Origin of the sequence: Streptomyces sp. NPDC059524, assembly GCF_042749255.1 — a bacterium.
Lineage (GTDB): Bacteria > Actinomycetota > Actinomycetes > Streptomycetales > Streptomycetaceae > Streptomyces > Streptomyces xanthii.
On sequence record NZ_JBHYTK010000176.1, the window covers coordinates 1 to 16385 of the forward strand.

The window sequence follows — 16385 nt, forward strand, 5'->3', positions numbered from 1 at the left end:
CCCCACCGCTATTTGGGGCGGGGCGCGCCCCCGCCCGTGGCGACGGCGGGGCCGGGGCGCGCTCGTCCGCGTTCCGCCTCCCCACCGCGCAGGTGACACGGGGCGCACCACCCGACTTCAGCAGGACCGCCGGCCCGCACCCCGGCAGACGAGGCACACGTTGTCGCCGTGGCAGTCCGGGCAACCGGAGCGGTAGCCGGTGTAGGAGCCGCTGCGCAGGAAGACGATGCGGCCCTCGCAGGTGGGGCACCAGCCGAGCCCGTCGCACTCGGGGCACAGTTCGTACCCCGGGCCCACGGTCTCCGCGGTGACGACGGGTTCCGGGCTCTCCCACGCGTACAGCCGGGTCACCGGAGTGCGGCCGTATAACTCCACGGCCCGGGCCGAGAGCCGGAACTGGACCTCGAACCCGTCCCGGGTGCCCGAGACGATCGCCTCGTACCGCTTCCGGACGCTCTCGGGCTCCCCCTCCCCGGTGCCGGTCGTCCACCCGGCGGCCGCGAGGACGGCGGCGGCCCGTTCCCGCAGTTCCGCGACGGAGCCGGAGGCCTTCGCCGGGTGGGGAAGGCGCCCGGTCAGGACCTGGTAGCGGCCGTCCGGGGTCCAGGGATCGGCGGTCCACAGCTCGTCGAACCCGCTGAAGCTCGGCGCGGAGCCGGGGACCAGCCCCGCCGCGAACCGCTCCAGATGCCGGGCCAACTCCTCCACCGAGCGCCGCAGTTCCTGCCGCGCCCCGGCGATCTCCCGCTCGGGCATCCGCCCCGCCCTCCCCGTACGTCGTCTGCACTCCGACGCGATTCTGCCCCGGACAGCGCAGGGGGTTAAGGTGACAGACGCTGTAGTTGCATTCTGAACTTATTTTTCCGCTCCGCGCACCTGCCCTGGAGGCGCCGTGCCTCACGTCACCGTCGACTACTCGCCCGGGCTCGCCGGCACCTTCGACCGGCACGCCTTCGCCGCCGCGCTGCACACGCTGGTGGTGGAGGCCGCGGGCTCCCAGGGGACGTGCAAGGTCTTCTTCCGCGCGGCCACGGAGACGTACGTGATGGGGTGCGAGGACGAGGGCACTCCGGTCGCGCACGTGGAGGTGGCGCTGCTGCCCGGCCGCAGCGAGGGGACGCTCGCGCGGCTGTCGGCGAAGGTGCTGGAACTGCTGCGCACCCATCTGGGGCCAGGGGCGGGCGGGGACGGGACCGGCGGCGGTGTCGTGTGCTCGGTGGAGGTCAGGCCGCTCGCCGCGTACAGCCTGTATCCGACCCGGCTGACGGCGCGGGCCGGCGCGGCGCTCAGGTCGTGGACCCGCAGCGGCCGCAGGTCCCGAGCCAGCGGCGTAGCGCGTGATGCACGCTGTCGGGCAGGGCGCTGAGCCGTTCGATCGCCTCGGTGTCGCCGGGCGAGGGGGCGACGCCCGCCGCGGTGAGCAGGGCGTGCAGGTCGAGGCGGCGCAGGTCACGCGGGTCGACGTGGCAGGGCAGCCGGTCGGCCGGGTTCGGCGGGGGCAGCAGCCAGTCGCCGGCCGTCGGGGCGTCGTACGTCAGCAGGTCGTCGGGGTGCGTCGTGATCGTCTGCATGCCGCTCTCCTCGGTGGGGTGAGCCGTTCCTGTCCCTTGCCGAGAGGCGCTCGGGGCGCCGCGCGGTTGCGGCGCCGTCCGAGGTTCACACGATGGACGCAATCCACGGATAGTCGGACGACTCGGGCGGCGCCGGGGCCGGTGCTCCCGCTCAGGGCAGGATCAACAGGGCGTCTCCCACCGGGCGTTCACCGGTCGCGTCGGACGGTGCGTTGATCACGGCGTCGTCCACGACCATGGTGGTCGAGCCGCCTCCGTCGAGGTTCATGGCATCGCGCAGGCCGAGGCTTCGCGCCACGGCCGCGCTCTCGGGGATCGACAGTCCGAGCGCGTCGGTCGACCGGCCGTCGGCGGTGACGAGGACGGTGCGTCCCGCGGCGTCGATCCCGGCGAGGGTGCGCGGGTTCCGCTTGTGGACCCAGCCGTAGTAGAAGCTCGGACTGCCGGGCTGGACCATGCCGTCGGCGGCGGGGGTGACGTGCGGGCGTCCGTCCCGCACGAGTTCGGGTCCACCGTTGAGCACGCTCGTGCCCGGGGCGGGCGTGACCTTCCGGCCGTCCTCGTCGCGCAGGTCGCCGCGCACGTCGAGGCGCCGCCCCACCGTCGCCAGTTCTTCCAGGTCGTCCACGAGGTCCCCCGTCGCCTGGACCGAGCTGCCGCCGGCCGGGAGGGGACCGCCGCGCGGCGTCCGCACCTCGACGACCTTGCCCGTCGCGTCGAGGACCGCCTCGGCTCCGTCGCCCGCGGGGGTGCGGGCGCCGAACTCGGTGGTGAACGCGATCAGTTCGTCCGGGTCGGCGCAGGTGACGTCGTGCAGCGGGAGCGCGGTGGGGGTGTCGTCGGCGGTGCCGCCGCAGTTGCGGATCAGACCGGGGACCCGGTCGACGCCGTCCAGCGGGAGCGAACCGTGCCGGCCGGCCACCCGGCCCTGCCAGGACAGGCGGCTGATCTCGCCCCGCCGGGCGTCCTCCCGGAACACGAACCCGGGCCGTCCGCGCACCGGTTCGCTCAGCAGGCGTCCGTCGTAGACGCCGACGCCGGCGGGGTCGCCGGGTGCGCCCGCGCGCGGGTCCAGCACGAAGAAGCCCGCGTTCACGGCCGCGGTGGCGCCGGCGTCGGCGGCCAGTCGGCTGGTCGTCTCGCGCTGCTCCAGGTCGGGTCCGTACGAGGCTTTCAACGTGCCCCGGAAACGGTGCGGGTCGATGGTGAGGACGTCGACGCGCCAGGGCCCCCGGTCGCCCGCGTCCCCGTCCCAGCCGGTGTAGACGGCGGAGCCCGCGTACCCGGCGGCCCGCAGCCGGGTACGTACGGCGTCGGCGTCGGTCCGGGCGTCGAAGGTCCCGACGCGGACCCGCCAGCCGAGGCTCCCGCCCGCGTAGTCGGCGACCGCCTCGGTGACGACCTGCTCGGTGCGCGCCTCGAAGCCGTCCGCGCGCAGCGCCTCCACCAACCGGTCCGCGCTGGCACGGTCGTTGAGCGCGCTGGGCGGGGCGTCGGGGTCGGGTGAGCCGGGGCCGCCGGGGATGGAGACCTCCACGGTCCACGGCAGGGCCGGGGCGTCGGCGCCGCGCACGATGCGGGTGAGGGTGACGCCGGGCTGGAGCGTCCGGGTGGTCCGGGTCTCGGTCAGGCCGGGCGCGCCGAGCGGCAGGCCCCGCTCGCCGTCGGCGCGGGGCGCGGACGCGGCGGGCGCGACCAGGCCTCCGACCACCGCCAGCGCCGACATCACCGTGCACGCACCGAGCAGTCGTCTGTTCACGTCTCCCCCTCAACCGGAACGCGGCCCCAGGAAACGGTGCGGGGCCGGGCCGTCTCCCGTCAAGGCGTGCGCGCCTGAGCCTCCGTCACGGCGTGAGGACCATGAGGCCGTCCGGATCGGGGTACGGGACGAACCCGGCCCGGGCGTAGACCGCGTGGGCGTCCCGCGTACTGAGCAGCACGCGGGTGAGACCGCACGGTTCGAGGTGGGCGCGCACCGCCTGGGCGAGCCAGGTGCCAAGGCCGACGCCGCGGTGCGCGGGGCTGACGTAGACGTCGCAGAGCCAGGCGAAGGTCGCGTGGTCGGTGACGACCCGGGCGTACGCGACCTGGGCTCCGGCGGCGTCGTGGACGATGAGGTTCAGCGAGTTCCGTGCCGCCGTCTCGACCTTCTCCCGGCTGCGGCCGAGGGCCCAGAAGGCGTCCGTGGAGAGCCAGTGGTGCACGAGGTCGAGGTCGACCCGCGCCGGGTCGGTGGAGAGCGTGTAGCCGTCTTCCCTGCTGCTGATCATGGACGAGCAGCGTAGTACGGCGTCTCGGACGACCCGGGCGATGATACGGGGGATCCGAGTCCGAGGGCTCGCGGCTTCAGTTCGGGACGTCCGGCGGGGTGAGGCGGCGGTAGGCGGCGCGGGCGTGGAGGACGCGGGCCGTGGCCGTGCCGAGGATCGTGGCGGTCAGGAGGCAGGCCATCCACCCCGGGTCGCGATGGCCGGCCCAGGACAGTTCGCCCGCGGGTTCGGTGCCCAGGACGTTGAGGCAGACCCAGCACAGCAGGGCCGTGCCCGGGGCCGCGGCGAAGCGGCCCCGGCTGCCCAGCAGCGCGGCGAGCAGAGACACGGTGACGAGTGCGATGCCGGTGCGGTCGAGCATCCCGCACACGTCGAGCAGGACGACCAGCGCGAACGCGCCCGCGTAGGCGACGGTCCAGATCAGCGGGGTCGCCCAGGGATCGGGAACCTGCCGGGCGCCTCGGCTCATCCATCGCCACTCCACCATCACCGGCTCCCTCCCGCGCACCCGCCTCGTTCAGGGCGCGGCACGGCCGGCGCCCCGGCGGAACGCTACTCCTCGACGCCGCGGGCCCCTGCGCCGGGCCCGGCCGTGAGCAGGGCGTTCAGCTCGCCGAAGTCGAGCGCGCCCGCGAGCGGTCCGTACCCGCCGGTGCCGAGCAGTTCGACCGTGGCCCGGTGGGCCGCCGTGTACGCGGCCTGCGCGACGCCCGCGCCGAGGCTGACCCTGGCGACACCGGCCCGGCCCAGTTCGGGTACGGCGGGGGCGCCCGGTCCGGCCATGGCGTTGAGGGGCACCGGGATCTTCGCCGCGAGGGCGGCGAGGACGTCGAGGTCGGTGACGCCGGGGACGAAGACGCCGTCGGCGCCCGCGTCCACGTACTGCCGGGCCCGGTCCAGGGTGTCGGCGAGCCGGTCCGCCTCCGGACCGAGCCCGAAGAGGTACGTGTCGACGCGGGCGTTGACGAACAGGTCGAGGCCCTCCGCGTCGGCGGCGGCCCGCGCCGCGCGGATCCGTGCGGCGAGTTCGGCGGGCGGGCGCGTGCCGTCCTCGAGGTTGATGCCGACGGCTCCGGCCTCGAGCACCTGCCGCACGGTCTCACCCGCCTCGGTGGTGTCGGCTCCGTACCCGCTCTCGATGTCCACGGTGACCGGGACGGTGACGGCGGCGGCGATGCGGCGGATCGCGCCGAGGGCCTCCTCGCGGCTCAGGGCGTCCCCGTCCGGGCGGCCCAGCGACCAGGCGACCCCGGCGCTCGTGGTGGCGATCGCGGGCGCGCCGGCCGCCTCGACGACGCGGGCGGAGGCGACGTCCCAGGCGTTGGCGAGGGCGAGCGGGCGGGAGGCGGTGTGCAGGGCACGGAAGCAGCGGGCGAGTGCGTCGTGCGCGGTGGTGGTCATGCGGGGAGTGAAGCACCGGGACGGGCCACGGTTCTGGCAGGAATCCGACATCGACGTGAAACGAGGGCGACGAGGGGCTGGCGGGGGCCGAAGCGCTCCCGCACCCTTCGGGCCCCTCCCCCGTCCCCCTTCCATACCGGCGAGTACGATCGCGCTCGACCCCGTAGAACCGCGCCCGAACCCGAACCGTGGAGTGTGCCGTGCCCACAGCCAACCGGACCCAAGTCGGCTCCGTCGTCCCGGACTTCGAGCTGCCCGACGCGACGGGGACGCCGACGTCGCTGGTCTCGCTGCTGGCGGACGGCCCGGTCGTGCTGTTCTTCTACCCCGCCGCGCTGACCCCCGGCTGCACGGCCGAGGCCTGCCACTTCCGTGATCTGGCGGCCGAGTTCGCCGAGGTGGGCGCCCGCCCGGTCGGGATCAGCTCCGACGCGGTCGAGCGGCAGGCCGAGTTCGCGGGGCGCCACACCCTGGGCTTCCCGCTGCTCTCCGACCCGGAGGGCGTGGTGCGCGGCCAGTTCGGCGTGGCGCGCGGCTTCGGCCCGCTCCCCACGAAGCGGGCGACGTTCGTGATCGGCACGGACCGCCGCGTCCTGGAGGTCGTCCGCAGCGAGTTCCGGATGAGCGCCCACGCGGACCGGGCGCTGGAAGTCCTGCGCTCGGCGGCCCGCTAGAAAGGCGCCTTCGCCTGCACTCTCTCCCCCCGGCCCCCGCCTCGGAAGCCGCGCGGTGTCGTTGATAGAACCGCGTCATGACGTTCCGATTCACCGCTCTCGCCGCGGGCGCAGAGGTCGACCCCGACGGCTGGTTCACCGAAGCCGGGCTCGCCGAGCACGCGGACGGCAGCGGGTTCGCGCTGCTGTTCATGGCGGGCGAGGAAGAGCCGGACGATCAGGAGGTCGCCCTGGGGATGGACACGCACTGCCTGGTGACCGCCGGTCAGGGGACCGCGTACGGCTGCGTGCGCGAGGCCGTACTGGAGGGTGACGTCTTCCGGGTCTCCCTCGATCCGAGGGCGCTGGGAAGTCTCGGAGTGGAGGACAGCGAGATCGAGGCCGTCCTCGCGGCACCGGCCGATGACGTCGCCCGCTTCCGGGAGGTGCTCGCCCGGGTTCTGGCCTACGGGCGCGCGGAGGCCCGGCCGGCACGCGTCGCCCTCTGACTCCGCCGGCCCGACCACCACCGGGGCTCCCGCCGCTACTTCCTGTTCCGCACCAGCAGATACAGGAAGTACGGCGTTCCGATCGCCGCCGTCATCAGGCCCGCGCCGAGCTGCGCCGGGGCGATGACGGTGCGGCCCAGCAGGTCCGCGCAGGTCACGAGGGTGGCCCCGAGCAGCATCGCGACGGGCACGACGCGCACGTGGCGGCGGCCGACGAGGGCACGCGCCGCGTGCGGGGCGACCAGGCCGACGAAGCCGATGGTCCCGGCGGCGGCGACGGCCGTGGCGCTCAGCAGCACGGCGAGGACGAGGAACCCGAGCCGGCCCCTGCCGAGGTCCAGGCCGAGCAGCCGGGGCGTGTCCTCGTCGAGCGAGACGAGGTCGAGTTCCCGGCGCCGGGTGAGGGCGACGACGGCGCCGACGAGGAGGACGACGGCGACCGGTGCGACGTCGCCGGCGGTGCGCCCGTACGTGGAACCGGACAGCCAAATCAGCGCCTTGGTCGCGCTGAAGCGGTCGGTGAGCACGATGAGCAGGCTGATCAGGGCGGCCGTGGCGGTGGAGACGCCGATGCCGACGAGGACGAGCCGGCTCTGCGGGAAGCCGCCGCGGGCCGCGAGGCCGAAGACGAGCGCGGAGGTGACCCCGGCGCCGGCGAACGCGGCGGCGGCGATGGTCCAGGAGCCCGCGCCGGGCGCCGTGGTGACGAGCAGTACGGCGCCGAGCGCGGCGCCGCCGGAGACGCCGAGGACACCGGGTTCGGCGAGCGGGTTGCGGGTCACGGACTGCACGAGGGTGCCGGACAGCGCGAGCGCCGCGCCCGCGCACAGGGCGGCGAGTACCCGGGGCACCCGGGTGTCGAGGACGAAGGTGATGGCCTGACCGGACTGGCCGCGCGCCCAGTTGGCCACGTCGCCGAGCAGCAGGGTGCTGTCACCGATCAGCACGCCGGCGATCGTCACGCCGACCAGCACGGCCGTGATCACCAGGAGGGTGACGGTGAACGCGGCCCGGCTCGGGATGCGGAGCCGGTCCGGGACGGCCGCGGCGTCCCCGTCGCGTGCGCGCAGGGCCATGACGACGAGGAAGACGGCGCCGACGAGGCTGGTGACGACGCCGGTCGGGACGGTGACGGCGGTCTCCGCGGCGGTCACGGCGCGCAGGGCCACGTCGGAGCCGAGGACGAGCGCGGCGCCCGTCAGTCCGGCGACGGGTACGCGGTACCGGTGCCTGACGAGCGGGCGGATCCGGCGGGAGAGCAGCCGGGCGAGTGCGGGGGCGCACAGGCCGACGAAGCCGATGGGTCCGGCGAGGGTGACGGCGGCGGCGGAGAGCAGCGCGGCGAGGACGACGGCGGTGGCGCGGGTGGCACGCACGGGGATGCCGAGTCCGCGCGCGGCGTCGTCGCCGAGGGCGAGGCCGTCGACGCGGCGGGCGAGGAGCAGGAGTCCGAGGACTCCTGCGAGGACGACGGGTGCCATGGCGGCGACGCCGTCGAAGCCGTTCTGGGCGATGCTGCCCTGGCCCCACCGGTAGAGGCCGTCGGTCTCTTCGGGGAAGAGGAGTTGGAGGGTCTCGGTGAGGGCGTTGAGGCCGAGCATGAGGGCGCTGCCGGCGAGGACGAGGCGCACGCTGCCGGTGCCGCGTCCGGCGAGGCCGAGCACGACGGCGGCCGCGGCGAGTCCGCCGGCGAAGGCGGCGCCGGACGAGGCGAGCAGCGGCAGGCTGACGCCGGTGACGGTGACGAGGCCGACGGCCAGGTAGGAACCGGCGTTCACGGCAAGGGTGTCGGGGGCGGCGAGGACGTTGCGGCTGACGGCCTGGAGGGCGGCGCCGGCCGCGCCGAGGGCGAGGCCTACGAGGATCCCGGCGGCGGCGCGCGGCAGCCGGGAGGCGACGACGACGGACGCGTCGCCCTCCTCGGCGCGGCCGGTGAGGGCGTGCCAGACCTGGGCCGGGCCGACGGACGCGGTGCCTTGCGTGATGTCGACGACGGCAAGGGCCGCGACGAGGAGGACGAGTCCGGCCGTCACCGCGACCGCGCCCGTCGGGGACGCGGCCGGACGCGGGGGCGCGGCGGTGGGGGCGGGAGGTGCGGTGACGGCCACGGGGCTACTTCGTGAGGGCGGCGACGACGCCGTCGACGTACCGCTCCATGGACTTGGGTCCGCCGAACATCCAGATGCCGTCGTCGAGCCGGTGCACCTCGCCGGCCTTCACGAAGGGCAGCGACTTCCAGACGGAGTTGCCGGCGAGTTCGCCGGTGAACACGTTGGCGCTCTTGTCGGCCTTGTTGCCGATGTAGGCGAAGCGCACGTCGTCGCCGAGTCCGGTGAGGCCCTCGACGTCGGTGGTGGCGAGGCCGTAGTCCTTGTCGCCCTTCTGCTTCCAGGCGTTCTTCAGGCCGAGGTCCTCGTTGACGGCGCCGATGAGGGAGCCGCTGGTGAAGGCGCGGACGGAGACCTGCTGGGAGGCGGCGTAGCCGTCGGCGAAGGCGATCGGGGAGCCGTTCTCGCCGGCGTCGGCGAGTGCCTTCTTCCCTTCGGCGACCTTGGCCTCGTAGGACTTCCTGACGGTCTTCGCCTCGTCCTCGGTGCCGGTGGCCCGCGCGATGGCGTCGAGGTTGTCCATCATCTGCTCGACGGGGCGGGTGGCGTCGGCCGGGCGGAGCTGGAGGACCGGGGCGATCTTCTTCATCTGCTTGACGGCGGACGCCGACAGGTCGGTGGTGGTGACGATGAGGTCGGGGGTGAGTCCGGCGAGGGTGTCCATGCTGGGCTCGCCGCGGGTGCCGATGTCCTTCGGCCGGTCGGTGAGCGGGGCGGCCTTGTCCCAGGTCGTGTAGCCCTTGACGTCGGCGACGCCGACGGGGTCGACGCCGAGGGTGACGAGCGACTCGACGACGTTCCACTCCGTGCCGACGACCTTGGTGGCGGGGCGGTCGAGGGTGACCTTCGCGCCGGTGGCGTCGGTGACCGTGATCTTCCGCGACTTGGCGTCGGCGGAGTCCTTCGCGGGCTCGGAGGAGCCGCAGGCGGACAGGACGAGGGCCGCGGCCGTGGCGGCGGCCGCGGTGACGAGGGTGCGCTTCATGAGGAGGTGGAGAGCCTTTCGCTTCTGCTGTGGTGCCGGCCGACGGCGCGCGTGCGCAGCCGGCCGGTCAGGGGGTCGGTGTCGACGTCGATGCGGATGCCGTACGTCTCGGTGAGCAGTGCGGGCCGCAGGACGTCGGCGGGGTCGCCCTCGGCGACGACGCGCCCGGCGTGCAGCAGGGCGATGCGGTCGGCGACGGCGGCGGCCTGGTCGAGGTCGTGCAGGACGACGCCGACGGCGATGCCCGCGTCGTCGGCCAGGTCGCGCACGAGGTCGAGGAGTTCGACCTGGTAGCGCAGGTCGAGGTAGGTGGTCGGCTCGTCGAGGAGCAGGACGCCGGTCTCCTGGGCGAGGCAGCTCGCGAGCCAGACGCGCTGGAGCTGGCCGCCGGAGAGCTGGTCGACGCCGCGTGCGGCGAGGGTGTCGACTCCGGTCAGGGCGAGCACCCGGTCGACGACGGCGGTCCCGTCGGGGTCGGTCCGGCCCCAGCGGCCGCGGTACGGGTAGCGGCCGAACTCGACGACGTCCCGTACGGTCAGTCCGCCCGGTGTGGGCCGGGACTGGGTCAGCAGTGCCACACGGCGGGCGAACTGGCGGGACGTGAGGTCGAAGCCGTCCGCGGCGTCCGTGGTGCCGGCGTCGAGGGTCAGCGTGCCCTGCCGGGCGTGCTGCAGCCGGGCGACGGCGCGCAGCAGTGTCGACTTGCCGCTGCCGTTGGGCCCGACGAGGGCGGTCACCTCGCCGGGGCGGAGGACGAGTTCCGCGTCGTGGACGACGTCGACGCCGTCGTACGACACGGTCATGTGCGCGGCCGACAGTTCGTGACCGCGCGGACGTGGGGCGCTGCCTGCGCGTTCACCAGATCTCACGCGACGCAGGTTAGCCTAACCTTACTTAGCTGCGGAACAGGGGGTGCCGGCCGGCGGCGGCGACCAGGGGAGGGTGATCACTATGTGGATACTTGAACCCTCATTCAACGTTTTGTTTATGATCGCGGGACCCCAGCCGTCCGACCGGAGTCCCGCATGCCCACGCCGCCCCTGCCCGCCGCGCCTCGACCGCACCCGCTGCACGTGCTGCGGACCACCGCCTTCGCGATCGGCGCCCTGCTCGTGCTCGTCGGGGTCGGGGTCCTGCTCCACCAGCCGCTGCTGATCCCGCCGCTGGCGGCGAGCGCCGCGCTGGTGCACGGCGCGCCGGGTCTCCCGATCTCGCAGCCGCGCAACATCATCTGCGGCCAGCTGCTCTCCGCCGCCATAGGCTTCGGGACACTCGCCGTGATGGGCAGCAACGGCTGGGCGGCCGCGGTCGCCGCGGGCCTCTCGCTCGGCGCGATGATGCTCACCCACACCTCGCACTCCCCCGCCGTGGCGACCACGGTGATCGTGGTGCTCCAGGCGCCGCACCCGCTGCCCTTCCTCCCCCTGCTGGCGCTCGGCACCGCTCTGCTCGTCGCGATCGGCCTGCTCCCGGGCCGCATCGGAGCACACCCGGTGCGCTACCCGCTGACCTGGTGAACCGTGGTCAGCCCAGCAGCCTGAGCCGATCCGCGCACCGGCCCACCCGGACCGTCTGACCCCAGGTGAGGCCGAGGGCGTCGCTCTCCACGCCGTCGCCGAAGGCGATGAGCCGCTCGGACTCGACGGTCAGGCTCAGCCGGGCGGCGGCCCGCAGTTCACCCCCGCTGAGGCTCGTGCCGGTGGCCGGCGAGGGCCAGGCCTCGCGGACGTACCACAGGAGACGGTCGTCGGTCGGCGCCGGCAGCGCGAGGCCGCCGCCGCGCTCCTGCCACACCGAGCGGATCCAGCCCGTGGCCCCCGTGCCGGTGCCGACCAGCACACCGGAGGAGGCCTGGGCCTCGACGACACCCCCGTCGCCCTCGAGGCCCAGGCGGTAGCGGGCGGTCTGATGACCGGCGGAGCCCACGTAGATCTCGTTGAGCGCGACCAGGCGCTGGCCGTCGTCCGTGACGGCCTCGACCATGGTCAGTTCGTCCACCGCGGCGCCGGGCGCGAGCGCGGCGGGCAGCAGCCGGGACACGTCGGCGGGACGGTGCCGGACCAGTACGCCCGGATTGCGGCCCGGTTCGGCGTCCACGCCGACCACGGGCCGCCTGGCCACGTACTTCGCCGCGTTGGCGACGAGCCCGTCCTGGCCGACGACCACCACGACGTCCTCCGGGGCGAACAGGAACCGGTCCAGGTCGGCCCGTTCCACGCGCGCCTGGCGCCAGTTCAGCGGCACGGCGGCGGCCACCTCGGCGAGCGCCCGGTGCGCCCGGTGATGCCGCTCGGCGATCTCCTCGATGGCCCGCCCCCGGCTGCTCAGGAAGAACGCGGCCTGGCCGTGTGTGCCGTGGTGGGCGATCAGTTCCTCGTACTCGGTGGTGCGGTGGACGAGGACGGCGCGCGGGGCGAGGCTCATGCCGGCCGGCCGCCGTCCGCGCCCTGACCGGTGCCGAGCTTGGCCAGCAGCCCGGTCAGCACGTCCGGGGACACTGTGAGGCTGTCGATGCGCGGCAGGTTCTCGGCGAGCCGGGTGCCGGTGAGCGCGTGCAGGGTGGCCGCGTCGGTGTCGGCGTGCACCCGCAGCCAGGCCGCCTGCGCCTGGGCGCGGGCCTCGCCGATCTCCCGGGCGCCCTCGGCCTCGGCGTGGGCCAGCCGGACGGAGCGCTCGGCCTCCGCCGTGGCGCGCACGGCGTCGGCGGCGGCCTGCTCCTCGGCCTCGCGGCGGGCGTTGGTGCCGCGCTGCTCGACCAACTGCTCCTCCCTGCGCGCGAGTTCGATCCGGCTCGCCAGTTCGTTCTCGGCGATGGTCCGCTCGCGCTCGACGGCCACGGCGCGGCGTTCGTACGTGGCCCGGTCGGCCTCCTGCTGGATCCGCTCCCGGGCCGGGGTGCGCAGCGCGCGCTCGACCTCGGGCTCGGGGCGCAGCGCCATCACGCGGACGGAGACGACCTCGATGCCGGAGGCGGGCAGCCGGGGCTCGGCGGCGAGTCCGGCGGCGACCCGCTCCCGTACGGCCGTGACGCCGTCGGTCATGGCGGACTCCAGCGGGGTGCGCGCGAGGACGTCGAGCGCGTGCTGCTGGGCGGTCTCGGTCAGGAGGGTGGAGAGCTGCTCCAGCGGTGCGCCGCGCCAGACGCCGGTGTCCGGGTCGACGGAGAAGTCGAGATGCTCGGCGGCGACGGCCGGGTCGGCGATCCGGTAGGTGAGCGTGGCCTGGACGGCGATGTCCTGGAAGTCGGCGGTGCGGCCGTGGAAGGTCATCGCCAGCTCCCGGTCGTCGACCGGCACTTCGGAGAGCGCGGCGACGAGCGGGCGGAACCAGAAGCTCACGCCCGCGCCGTCGTGCGCGAGCCGGCCACCGCGGTGGTGACGGATGTGGGCGGTCGGCGTGCCCCGCAGATGGCGCCAGCCGAAGCGCTTGGTGATGTCGGCCATGACGAAAGGCTCCCCTCGTTCGAGTCAGCATGACTCTAAATCGGGGAGTCTTTTTCGTCAAGGCGACCAAAAAGGAGAGCGGGGTCAGTCCTCGGCGCCGTCGACGACGGCCGCGACGGCCTCCACCTCCACCAACTGGTCGTGGTAGCCCAGCACCGTGACGCCCATCAGCGTGCTGGGCACGTCGTGCGCGCCGAAGGCGTCCCGTACGACCTGCCACGCGGTGACGAGGTCCTCCTGACGGGTCGTGGCGACCAGGACACGGGTGCTGATGACGTCCTCCAAGGTCGCGTCCGCGGCGGCGAGCGCGGTCCGCAGGTTCGCGACGCAGCGCGCCGCCTGGCCCGCGTAGTCACCGACGGACACGGTCGCGCCGTCGTCGTCCAGCGGGCAGGACCCGGCGAGGAACACGAGCCTCGCCTCGGCCGGAGCCGTCGCGGCGTAGGCGTACTCGGCGACGTCCGACAGGGCGTCGGAACGGATGAGCGTGACGGAACGGGCCACGACGGCAGGTCCCTTCGATCGGCGGAACGGGGCGGCAAACCCGGTCATGCTGACACAGGACCCGCCCCAAACTCCGCCGATTTTCCGGGCGTCAGGGCTTCCAGGCCAGCGTCGAGCAGTTCGTCGCCGCCGGCTTTCCGGCGAGCCGGTCGGTGAGCCAGTCGACCGCGGGACCCTGGTCGGTCAGGAGCGGTGCGAAGTGGTTGATGAGCGCCCGGCCGACGTCCGGCAGCACCACCGGCTTGTACGTGACCTGGGCACCGCGCCCGCACCAGTCGACGGCCAACTGCCGCGCCTGACCGTGCGGGACCAGGTCGTCGCTCACCCCGGTCGCGACCCGCACCGGGCTCGCGGGCCGCAGCCTGCCGATGCGCTGCTCGGCCAGGAAGGCCTGGAGCCGCGGTTCGGCCTCGATGATCTGCGCCAGGGACTTCCCGTCGTTCGTCCACGAGGAGCTGCGCTGCGACGAGTAGGAGAAGATCGCGTCGCCGACACACATGGTCGACAGGTCCTTCAGGGCGGCCGCGCCCTTGGCGCCGAGGTGGGCCTCGGCGATCGGCCGCAGTTCCGGATCGGACTGAAGGAAGCCGTTGAGCGACCAGCCGAGCGCACCGACGAGGTCGGTGCCGTCGATGGCCTTCGTCGTCTCGGTGAGGTCGGCGGGCGGGGCGCCCGCGTAGGTGCCGGCGAGGCGGACGTCCGGGGCGTACGAGGGCTGGAGTTCGGCGGCGGCCGCGGTCGCGCCGCCGCCCTGGCTGTAGCCGAACAGACCCACGGGCGAGTCCGCGGTGACGCTGGCCTGCTTCAGGGAGCGGGCGGCGCGCACGGCGTCCAGCACGGCGTGCGCCTCGTCGAGCCGGTTGACATAGGTGTGCAGCCGGTCGGTGGCGCCCAGGCCGATGTAGTCGGTGACGACGACAGCCACGCCCTTGGCGAGCAGCCGGTAGATCGCGAGGTCCTCGTAACCGACGGACACGGTCTGCCCGTTGAGCCGCAGCGGGTGCTCCAGGCCCATCGAGGCCGCGCACTGGTCGCCCTGGCCCATGGTTCCGGGGGCGAGCGCGACGAGCGGGCGGGGGCCGGTGCCGCGCCAGGGGGCGGTGGGCTCGATGTAGGCGCCGGTGACCGCGGCGGGCTTCCCGGAGGCGTCGGTGGTCTTGTACATGAGCCGGGTCGCGGTCCCGGGCAGCGGGCCGTGGAGGGTCGGCAGGCTGAGGGCGAGCGGCAGCGGCTCGGTGCGGATCACGGCGCCGTCGGCGGCCGGGAGTTCGGCGGGCGGGTCGTAGAACGCGGGGATCGGGACCCCGCGCGAGACCTCCCCGGCGGTGCCGGTCGCGGCCGCGGCGGGCAGGGCCTGGGCGCCGAGGCAGGCGGCGGCGGTGACGGCCGCGGCCAGCAGACGGGTGGGGGCGGGCATGGCGGACCTCCTGGGTACGGGCCGGAAGGCGGGCAGGCCGACAGGCGCGGGAAGCCGGTGACACAGGCTCCCCACGCGTCGCCGGACGCTATCGACCCAGGGGTTACCGCCGGTAGCGGTGCGGTGGTTACGGTTGAGTAACTTGCGAGTGGCGGGCGCGGCCGTCCTAGATAGCGGACATGACCGAGGGGACGGCGCCGGAGATCGCGGCGCAGGAGCGGGCCGACGTACTGCGCGAGCGGCTCAAGGAGCGCATCTACGCATCGCTGACCCTGCTCGCCGTACTGGTGGGGCTCGCCCAGAACGGGCACGCGTCCCACCTCGGCGCGGCGGCCTCGGTCGCCGTCACCGCACTCGGCCTGTGGCTCGCCACGCTGGTCGCCGACATGCAGGCCCATCCGGTGGCGCACGGCCGCATGCCCCGGCTCGCGGAGATCCGGCACACGCTCTTCGTCTCCAGCCCCCTGCTGACCAGCGCCGCCGGTCCGCTGCTCCTGATCGGGCTGTCCGCGCTGGGCGCGCTGCACCTGACGACGGCGCTGTGGATCGCGGTCGGAAGCGAGGTGGCGTCCCTGGCGGCGTGGGGCTGCGCGGGCGGTCTGCGCACGGGCGCGGGGCCGCTGGGCGCTCTGGTCGTGGGCGCGCTCAACGCGGTGATCGGGATGGGCGTGGTCGCGGTGAAGCTGCTCGCGGGCCACTGACCCGGACCGCCCGCCGCCACCCCCGAGAGACCGGCCGCGCTCAGAGCACCCGGTGCATCACGTGCAGCCCGACCCGGCCGTGGCGCGGGTGGTCGAAGGCGTCCGGGACGGTGCCGAGGACCGTGAAGCCGAGCGAGGTCCACAGACGTACGGCCGGGTTCGTCTCGACGACCGCGTTGAAGACCATCGCCCGGAAGCCGTCGGCCTTCGCCTCGGCCAGGACGTGCTCGGCGAGCGCCCGCCCGTAGCCGTGGCCGGACCGGGCGGGGTCCACCATGAATCCGGCGTTCGCGACGTCCGCGGCGGGGCCGCCGTAGTTGGCCTTCACATACGCGGAGGCGACGACCGCGCCGGCATCGTCCTCCACCACGAACACCCGCCGGCCCGGCCCGGTCCACAGCGCGCGGGCCTCGGCCTCGCCGGTGCCGCGGTCCCAGGTGTACGTCTCGCCGGCGGCGACGATCTTCCGCCAGAAGGGCCAGATCCGTTCCCAGTCGTCCGCGCGGGCATCCCTGATCAGCATGTTCCGAGTCTCCCACGGCTTCCTGGACAACTCGTCAGTAATGGACCCCCGCTCGCGCGCGGGCCCGCGCGCCCGCATAAGGTCCCTGTCTGTCCCCGTCTCGTCCCCCGCCCCAGGGGACCTGAAGATCCACACCAACAGGAGTTCACACCGTGCCCGCACCCTCCAGCTCCCCTGCCCCCATCTACGACCAGCTCGTGGACGAGCAGGGCGACGTGCTCGCCGACGTCCGTTCGGCGGCCCGGGAGACCGAGCGCACCGCCGAGAACGTCCTCGACTTCACCCGCCCCGCGCCGGGAG

At 74.4% G+C, this 16385-nt stretch carries 19 protein-coding genes; 5 read left to right on the forward strand and 14 right to left on the reverse strand.

What is annotated here, in order from left to right; all coding sequences use genetic code 11:
• Window positions 1-117 precede the first annotated feature (117 nt).
• Entirely contained in the window at window positions 118-756 is a 639-nt protein-coding gene (locus ACFW9D_RS33220; RefSeq protein WP_384628225.1) for a hypothetical protein, read from the reverse strand.
• Window positions 757-892: 136 nt separating this feature from the next.
• On the opposite strand from ACFW9D_RS33220, the gene ACFW9D_RS33225 reads away from it, so the two are divergent.
• Window positions 893-1366 carry a 5-carboxymethyl-2-hydroxymuconate Delta-isomerase gene (locus ACFW9D_RS33225; RefSeq protein ID WP_384628228.1) on the forward strand — a complete coding sequence of 158 codons (474 nt, stop codon included), beginning with the start codon at window positions 893-895 and terminating at the stop codon, window positions 1364-1366.
• On the opposite strand, the gene ACFW9D_RS33230 is transcribed toward ACFW9D_RS33225, so the two are convergent.
• The 5 genes from ACFW9D_RS33230 to ACFW9D_RS33250 all read right to left on the reverse strand — a co-directional run bounded on the left by ACFW9D_RS33230 (window position 1287) and on the right by ACFW9D_RS33250 (window position 5242).
• Entirely contained in the window at window positions 1287-1571 is a 285-nt protein-coding gene (locus tag ACFW9D_RS33230) for a hypothetical protein (RefSeq protein WP_188335198.1), read from the reverse strand. The two genes, ACFW9D_RS33225 and ACFW9D_RS33230, sit on opposite strands and share 80 nt — an antisense overlap.
• A 151-nt stretch (window positions 1572-1722) precedes the next feature.
• Window positions 1723-3330 (reverse strand): phosphodiester glycosidase family protein, encoded by a 1608-nt coding sequence (locus ACFW9D_RS33235; protein WP_384628230.1) that lies wholly within the window; start codon window positions 3328-3330, stop codon window positions 1723-1725.
• Between the two features lie 85 nt (window positions 3331-3415).
• Complete coding sequence (locus ACFW9D_RS33240; RefSeq protein ID WP_384628233.1) at window positions 3416-3841, reverse strand: GNAT family N-acetyltransferase; 426 nt, start codon at window positions 3839-3841, stop codon at window positions 3416-3418.
• Window positions 3842-3917: 76 nt separating this feature from the next.
• Entirely contained in the window at window positions 3918-4328 is a 411-nt protein-coding gene (locus tag ACFW9D_RS33245) for a hypothetical protein (protein ID WP_188335200.1), read from the reverse strand.
• A gap of 65 nt (window positions 4329-4393) precedes the next feature.
• On the reverse strand, window positions 4394-5242 hold the full coding sequence (locus tag ACFW9D_RS33250; protein WP_384628236.1) for an isocitrate lyase/phosphoenolpyruvate mutase family protein: 849 nt from the start codon (window positions 5240-5242) through the stop codon (window positions 4394-4396).
• A gap of 200 nt (window positions 5243-5442) precedes the next feature.
• On the opposite strand from ACFW9D_RS33250, the gene ACFW9D_RS33255 reads away from it, so the two are divergent.
• Window positions 5443-5916, forward strand: coding sequence for a peroxiredoxin (locus ACFW9D_RS33255; protein WP_384628239.1), 474 nt, complete (start codon window positions 5443-5445; stop codon window positions 5914-5916).
• A 77-nt stretch (window positions 5917-5993) separates the two neighbouring features.
• Complete coding sequence (locus ACFW9D_RS33260) at window positions 5994-6404, forward strand: hypothetical protein (protein ID WP_384628242.1); 411 nt, start codon at window positions 5994-5996, stop codon at window positions 6402-6404.
• A gap of 35 nt (window positions 6405-6439) precedes the next feature.
• Here the strand turns inward: ACFW9D_RS33260 and ACFW9D_RS33265 are convergent, their stop codons facing one another.
• Genes ACFW9D_RS33265 through ACFW9D_RS33275 form a run of 3 tightly spaced genes read right to left on the reverse strand, consistent with a single transcriptional unit; the run spans window position 6440 to window position 10300 of the window.
• Window positions 6440-8512, reverse strand: coding sequence for an iron ABC transporter permease (locus ACFW9D_RS33265; protein ID WP_384628244.1), 2073 nt, complete (start codon window positions 8510-8512; stop codon window positions 6440-6442).
• Between the two features lie 4 nt (window positions 8513-8516).
• Entirely contained in the window at window positions 8517-9497 is a 981-nt protein-coding gene (locus tag ACFW9D_RS33270) for an ABC transporter substrate-binding protein (RefSeq protein WP_384628247.1), read from the reverse strand.
• A complete protein-coding gene (locus ACFW9D_RS33275; protein ID WP_384628266.1) occupies window positions 9494-10300 on the reverse strand; it encodes an ABC transporter ATP-binding protein in 807 nt (268 codons plus the stop codon). Before ACFW9D_RS33275 ends, ACFW9D_RS33270 begins: the two co-directional genes overlap by 4 nt.
• Window positions 10301-10522: 222 nt before the next feature.
• Between ACFW9D_RS33275 and ACFW9D_RS33280 the strand changes: the two genes are divergently transcribed.
• The gene (locus ACFW9D_RS33280) at window positions 10523-11014 is read left to right on the forward strand and encodes an HPP family protein (RefSeq protein ID WP_188335205.1); all 492 of its coding nucleotides are present in this window, start codon (window positions 10523-10525) and stop codon (window positions 11012-11014) included.
• 7 nt (window positions 11015-11021) lie between these two features.
• Here the strand turns inward: ACFW9D_RS33280 and ACFW9D_RS33285 are convergent, their stop codons facing one another.
• The 4 genes from ACFW9D_RS33285 to ACFW9D_RS33300 all read right to left on the reverse strand — a co-directional run bounded on the left by ACFW9D_RS33285 (window position 11022) and on the right by ACFW9D_RS33300 (window position 14861).
• Window positions 11022-11921 (reverse strand): hypothetical protein, encoded by a 900-nt coding sequence (locus ACFW9D_RS33285; RefSeq protein ID WP_384628250.1) that lies wholly within the window; start codon window positions 11919-11921, stop codon window positions 11022-11024.
• Window positions 11918-12940: an SPFH domain-containing protein gene (locus tag ACFW9D_RS33290; protein WP_384628253.1), complete on the reverse strand. Its 1023-nt coding sequence runs from the start codon at window positions 12938-12940 to the stop codon at window positions 11918-11920. Before ACFW9D_RS33290 ends, ACFW9D_RS33285 begins: the two co-directional genes overlap by 4 nt.
• Window positions 12941-13024: 84 nt before the next feature.
• Complete coding sequence (locus ACFW9D_RS33295; RefSeq protein WP_384628256.1) at window positions 13025-13444, reverse strand: RidA family protein; 420 nt, start codon at window positions 13442-13444, stop codon at window positions 13025-13027.
• Between the two features lie 91 nt (window positions 13445-13535).
• Entirely contained in the window at window positions 13536-14861 is a 1326-nt protein-coding gene (locus tag ACFW9D_RS33300; RefSeq protein WP_384628258.1) for a lipase family protein, read from the reverse strand.
• A gap of 179 nt (window positions 14862-15040) precedes the next feature.
• Between ACFW9D_RS33300 and ACFW9D_RS33305 the strand changes: the two genes are divergently transcribed.
• On the forward strand, window positions 15041-15562 hold the full coding sequence (locus ACFW9D_RS33305; protein WP_384628260.1) for a hypothetical protein: 522 nt from the start codon (window positions 15041-15043) through the stop codon (window positions 15560-15562).
• A gap of 40 nt (window positions 15563-15602) precedes the next feature.
• Here ACFW9D_RS33305 and ACFW9D_RS33310 read toward each other — a convergent pair whose 3' ends face one another.
• A complete protein-coding gene (locus ACFW9D_RS33310) occupies window positions 15603-16085 on the reverse strand; it encodes a GNAT family N-acetyltransferase (RefSeq protein WP_384628263.1) in 483 nt (160 codons plus the stop codon).
• Window positions 16086-16385: the final 300 nt, after the last annotated feature.

Bases quoted from the DNA above. Each gene is read 5' to 3' on its own strand.
- ACFW9D_RS33220 (WP_384628225.1), bottom strand. From the start codon at position 756: ATGCCCGAGCGGGAGATCGCCGGGGCGCGGCAGGAACTGCGGCGCTCG.
- ACFW9D_RS33230 (WP_188335198.1), bottom strand. From the start codon at position 1,571: ATGCAGACGATCACGACGCACCCCGACGACCTGCTGACGTACGACGCC.
- ACFW9D_RS33240 (WP_384628233.1), bottom strand. From the start codon at position 3,841: ATGATCAGCAGCAGGGAAGACGGCTACACGCTCTCCACCGACCCGGCG.
- ACFW9D_RS33245 (WP_188335200.1), bottom strand. From the start codon at position 4,328: ATGGTGGAGTGGCGATGGATGAGCCGAGGCGCCCGGCAGGTTCCCGAT.
- ACFW9D_RS33250 (WP_384628236.1), bottom strand. From the start codon at position 5,242: ATGACCACCACCGCGCACGACGCACTCGCCCGCTGCTTCCGTGCCCTG.
- ACFW9D_RS33260 (WP_384628242.1), top strand. From the start codon at position 5,994: ATGACGTTCCGATTCACCGCTCTCGCCGCGGGCGCAGAGGTCGACCCC.
- ACFW9D_RS33270 (WP_384628247.1), bottom strand. From the start codon at position 9,497: ATGAAGCGCACCCTCGTCACCGCGGCCGCCGCCACGGCCGCGGCCCTC.
- ACFW9D_RS33275 (WP_384628266.1), bottom strand. From the start codon at position 10,300: ATGACCGTGTCGTACGACGGCGTCGACGTCGTCCACGACGCGGAACTC.
- ACFW9D_RS33280 (WP_188335205.1), top strand. From the start codon at position 10,523: ATGCCCACGCCGCCCCTGCCCGCCGCGCCTCGACCGCACCCGCTGCAC.
- ACFW9D_RS33285 (WP_384628250.1), bottom strand. From the start codon at position 11,921: ATGAGCCTCGCCCCGCGCGCCGTCCTCGTCCACCGCACCACCGAGTAC.
- ACFW9D_RS33290 (WP_384628253.1), bottom strand. From the start codon at position 12,940: ATGGCCGACATCACCAAGCGCTTCGGCTGGCGCCATCTGCGGGGCACG.
- ACFW9D_RS33300 (WP_384628258.1), bottom strand. From the start codon at position 14,861: ATGCCCGCCCCCACCCGTCTGCTGGCCGCGGCCGTCACCGCCGCCGCC.
- ACFW9D_RS33305 (WP_384628260.1), top strand. From the start codon at position 15,041: ATGACCGAGGGGACGGCGCCGGAGATCGCGGCGCAGGAGCGGGCCGAC.
- ACFW9D_RS33310 (WP_384628263.1), bottom strand. From the start codon at position 16,085: ATGCTGATCAGGGATGCCCGCGCGGACGACTGGGAACGGATCTGGCCC.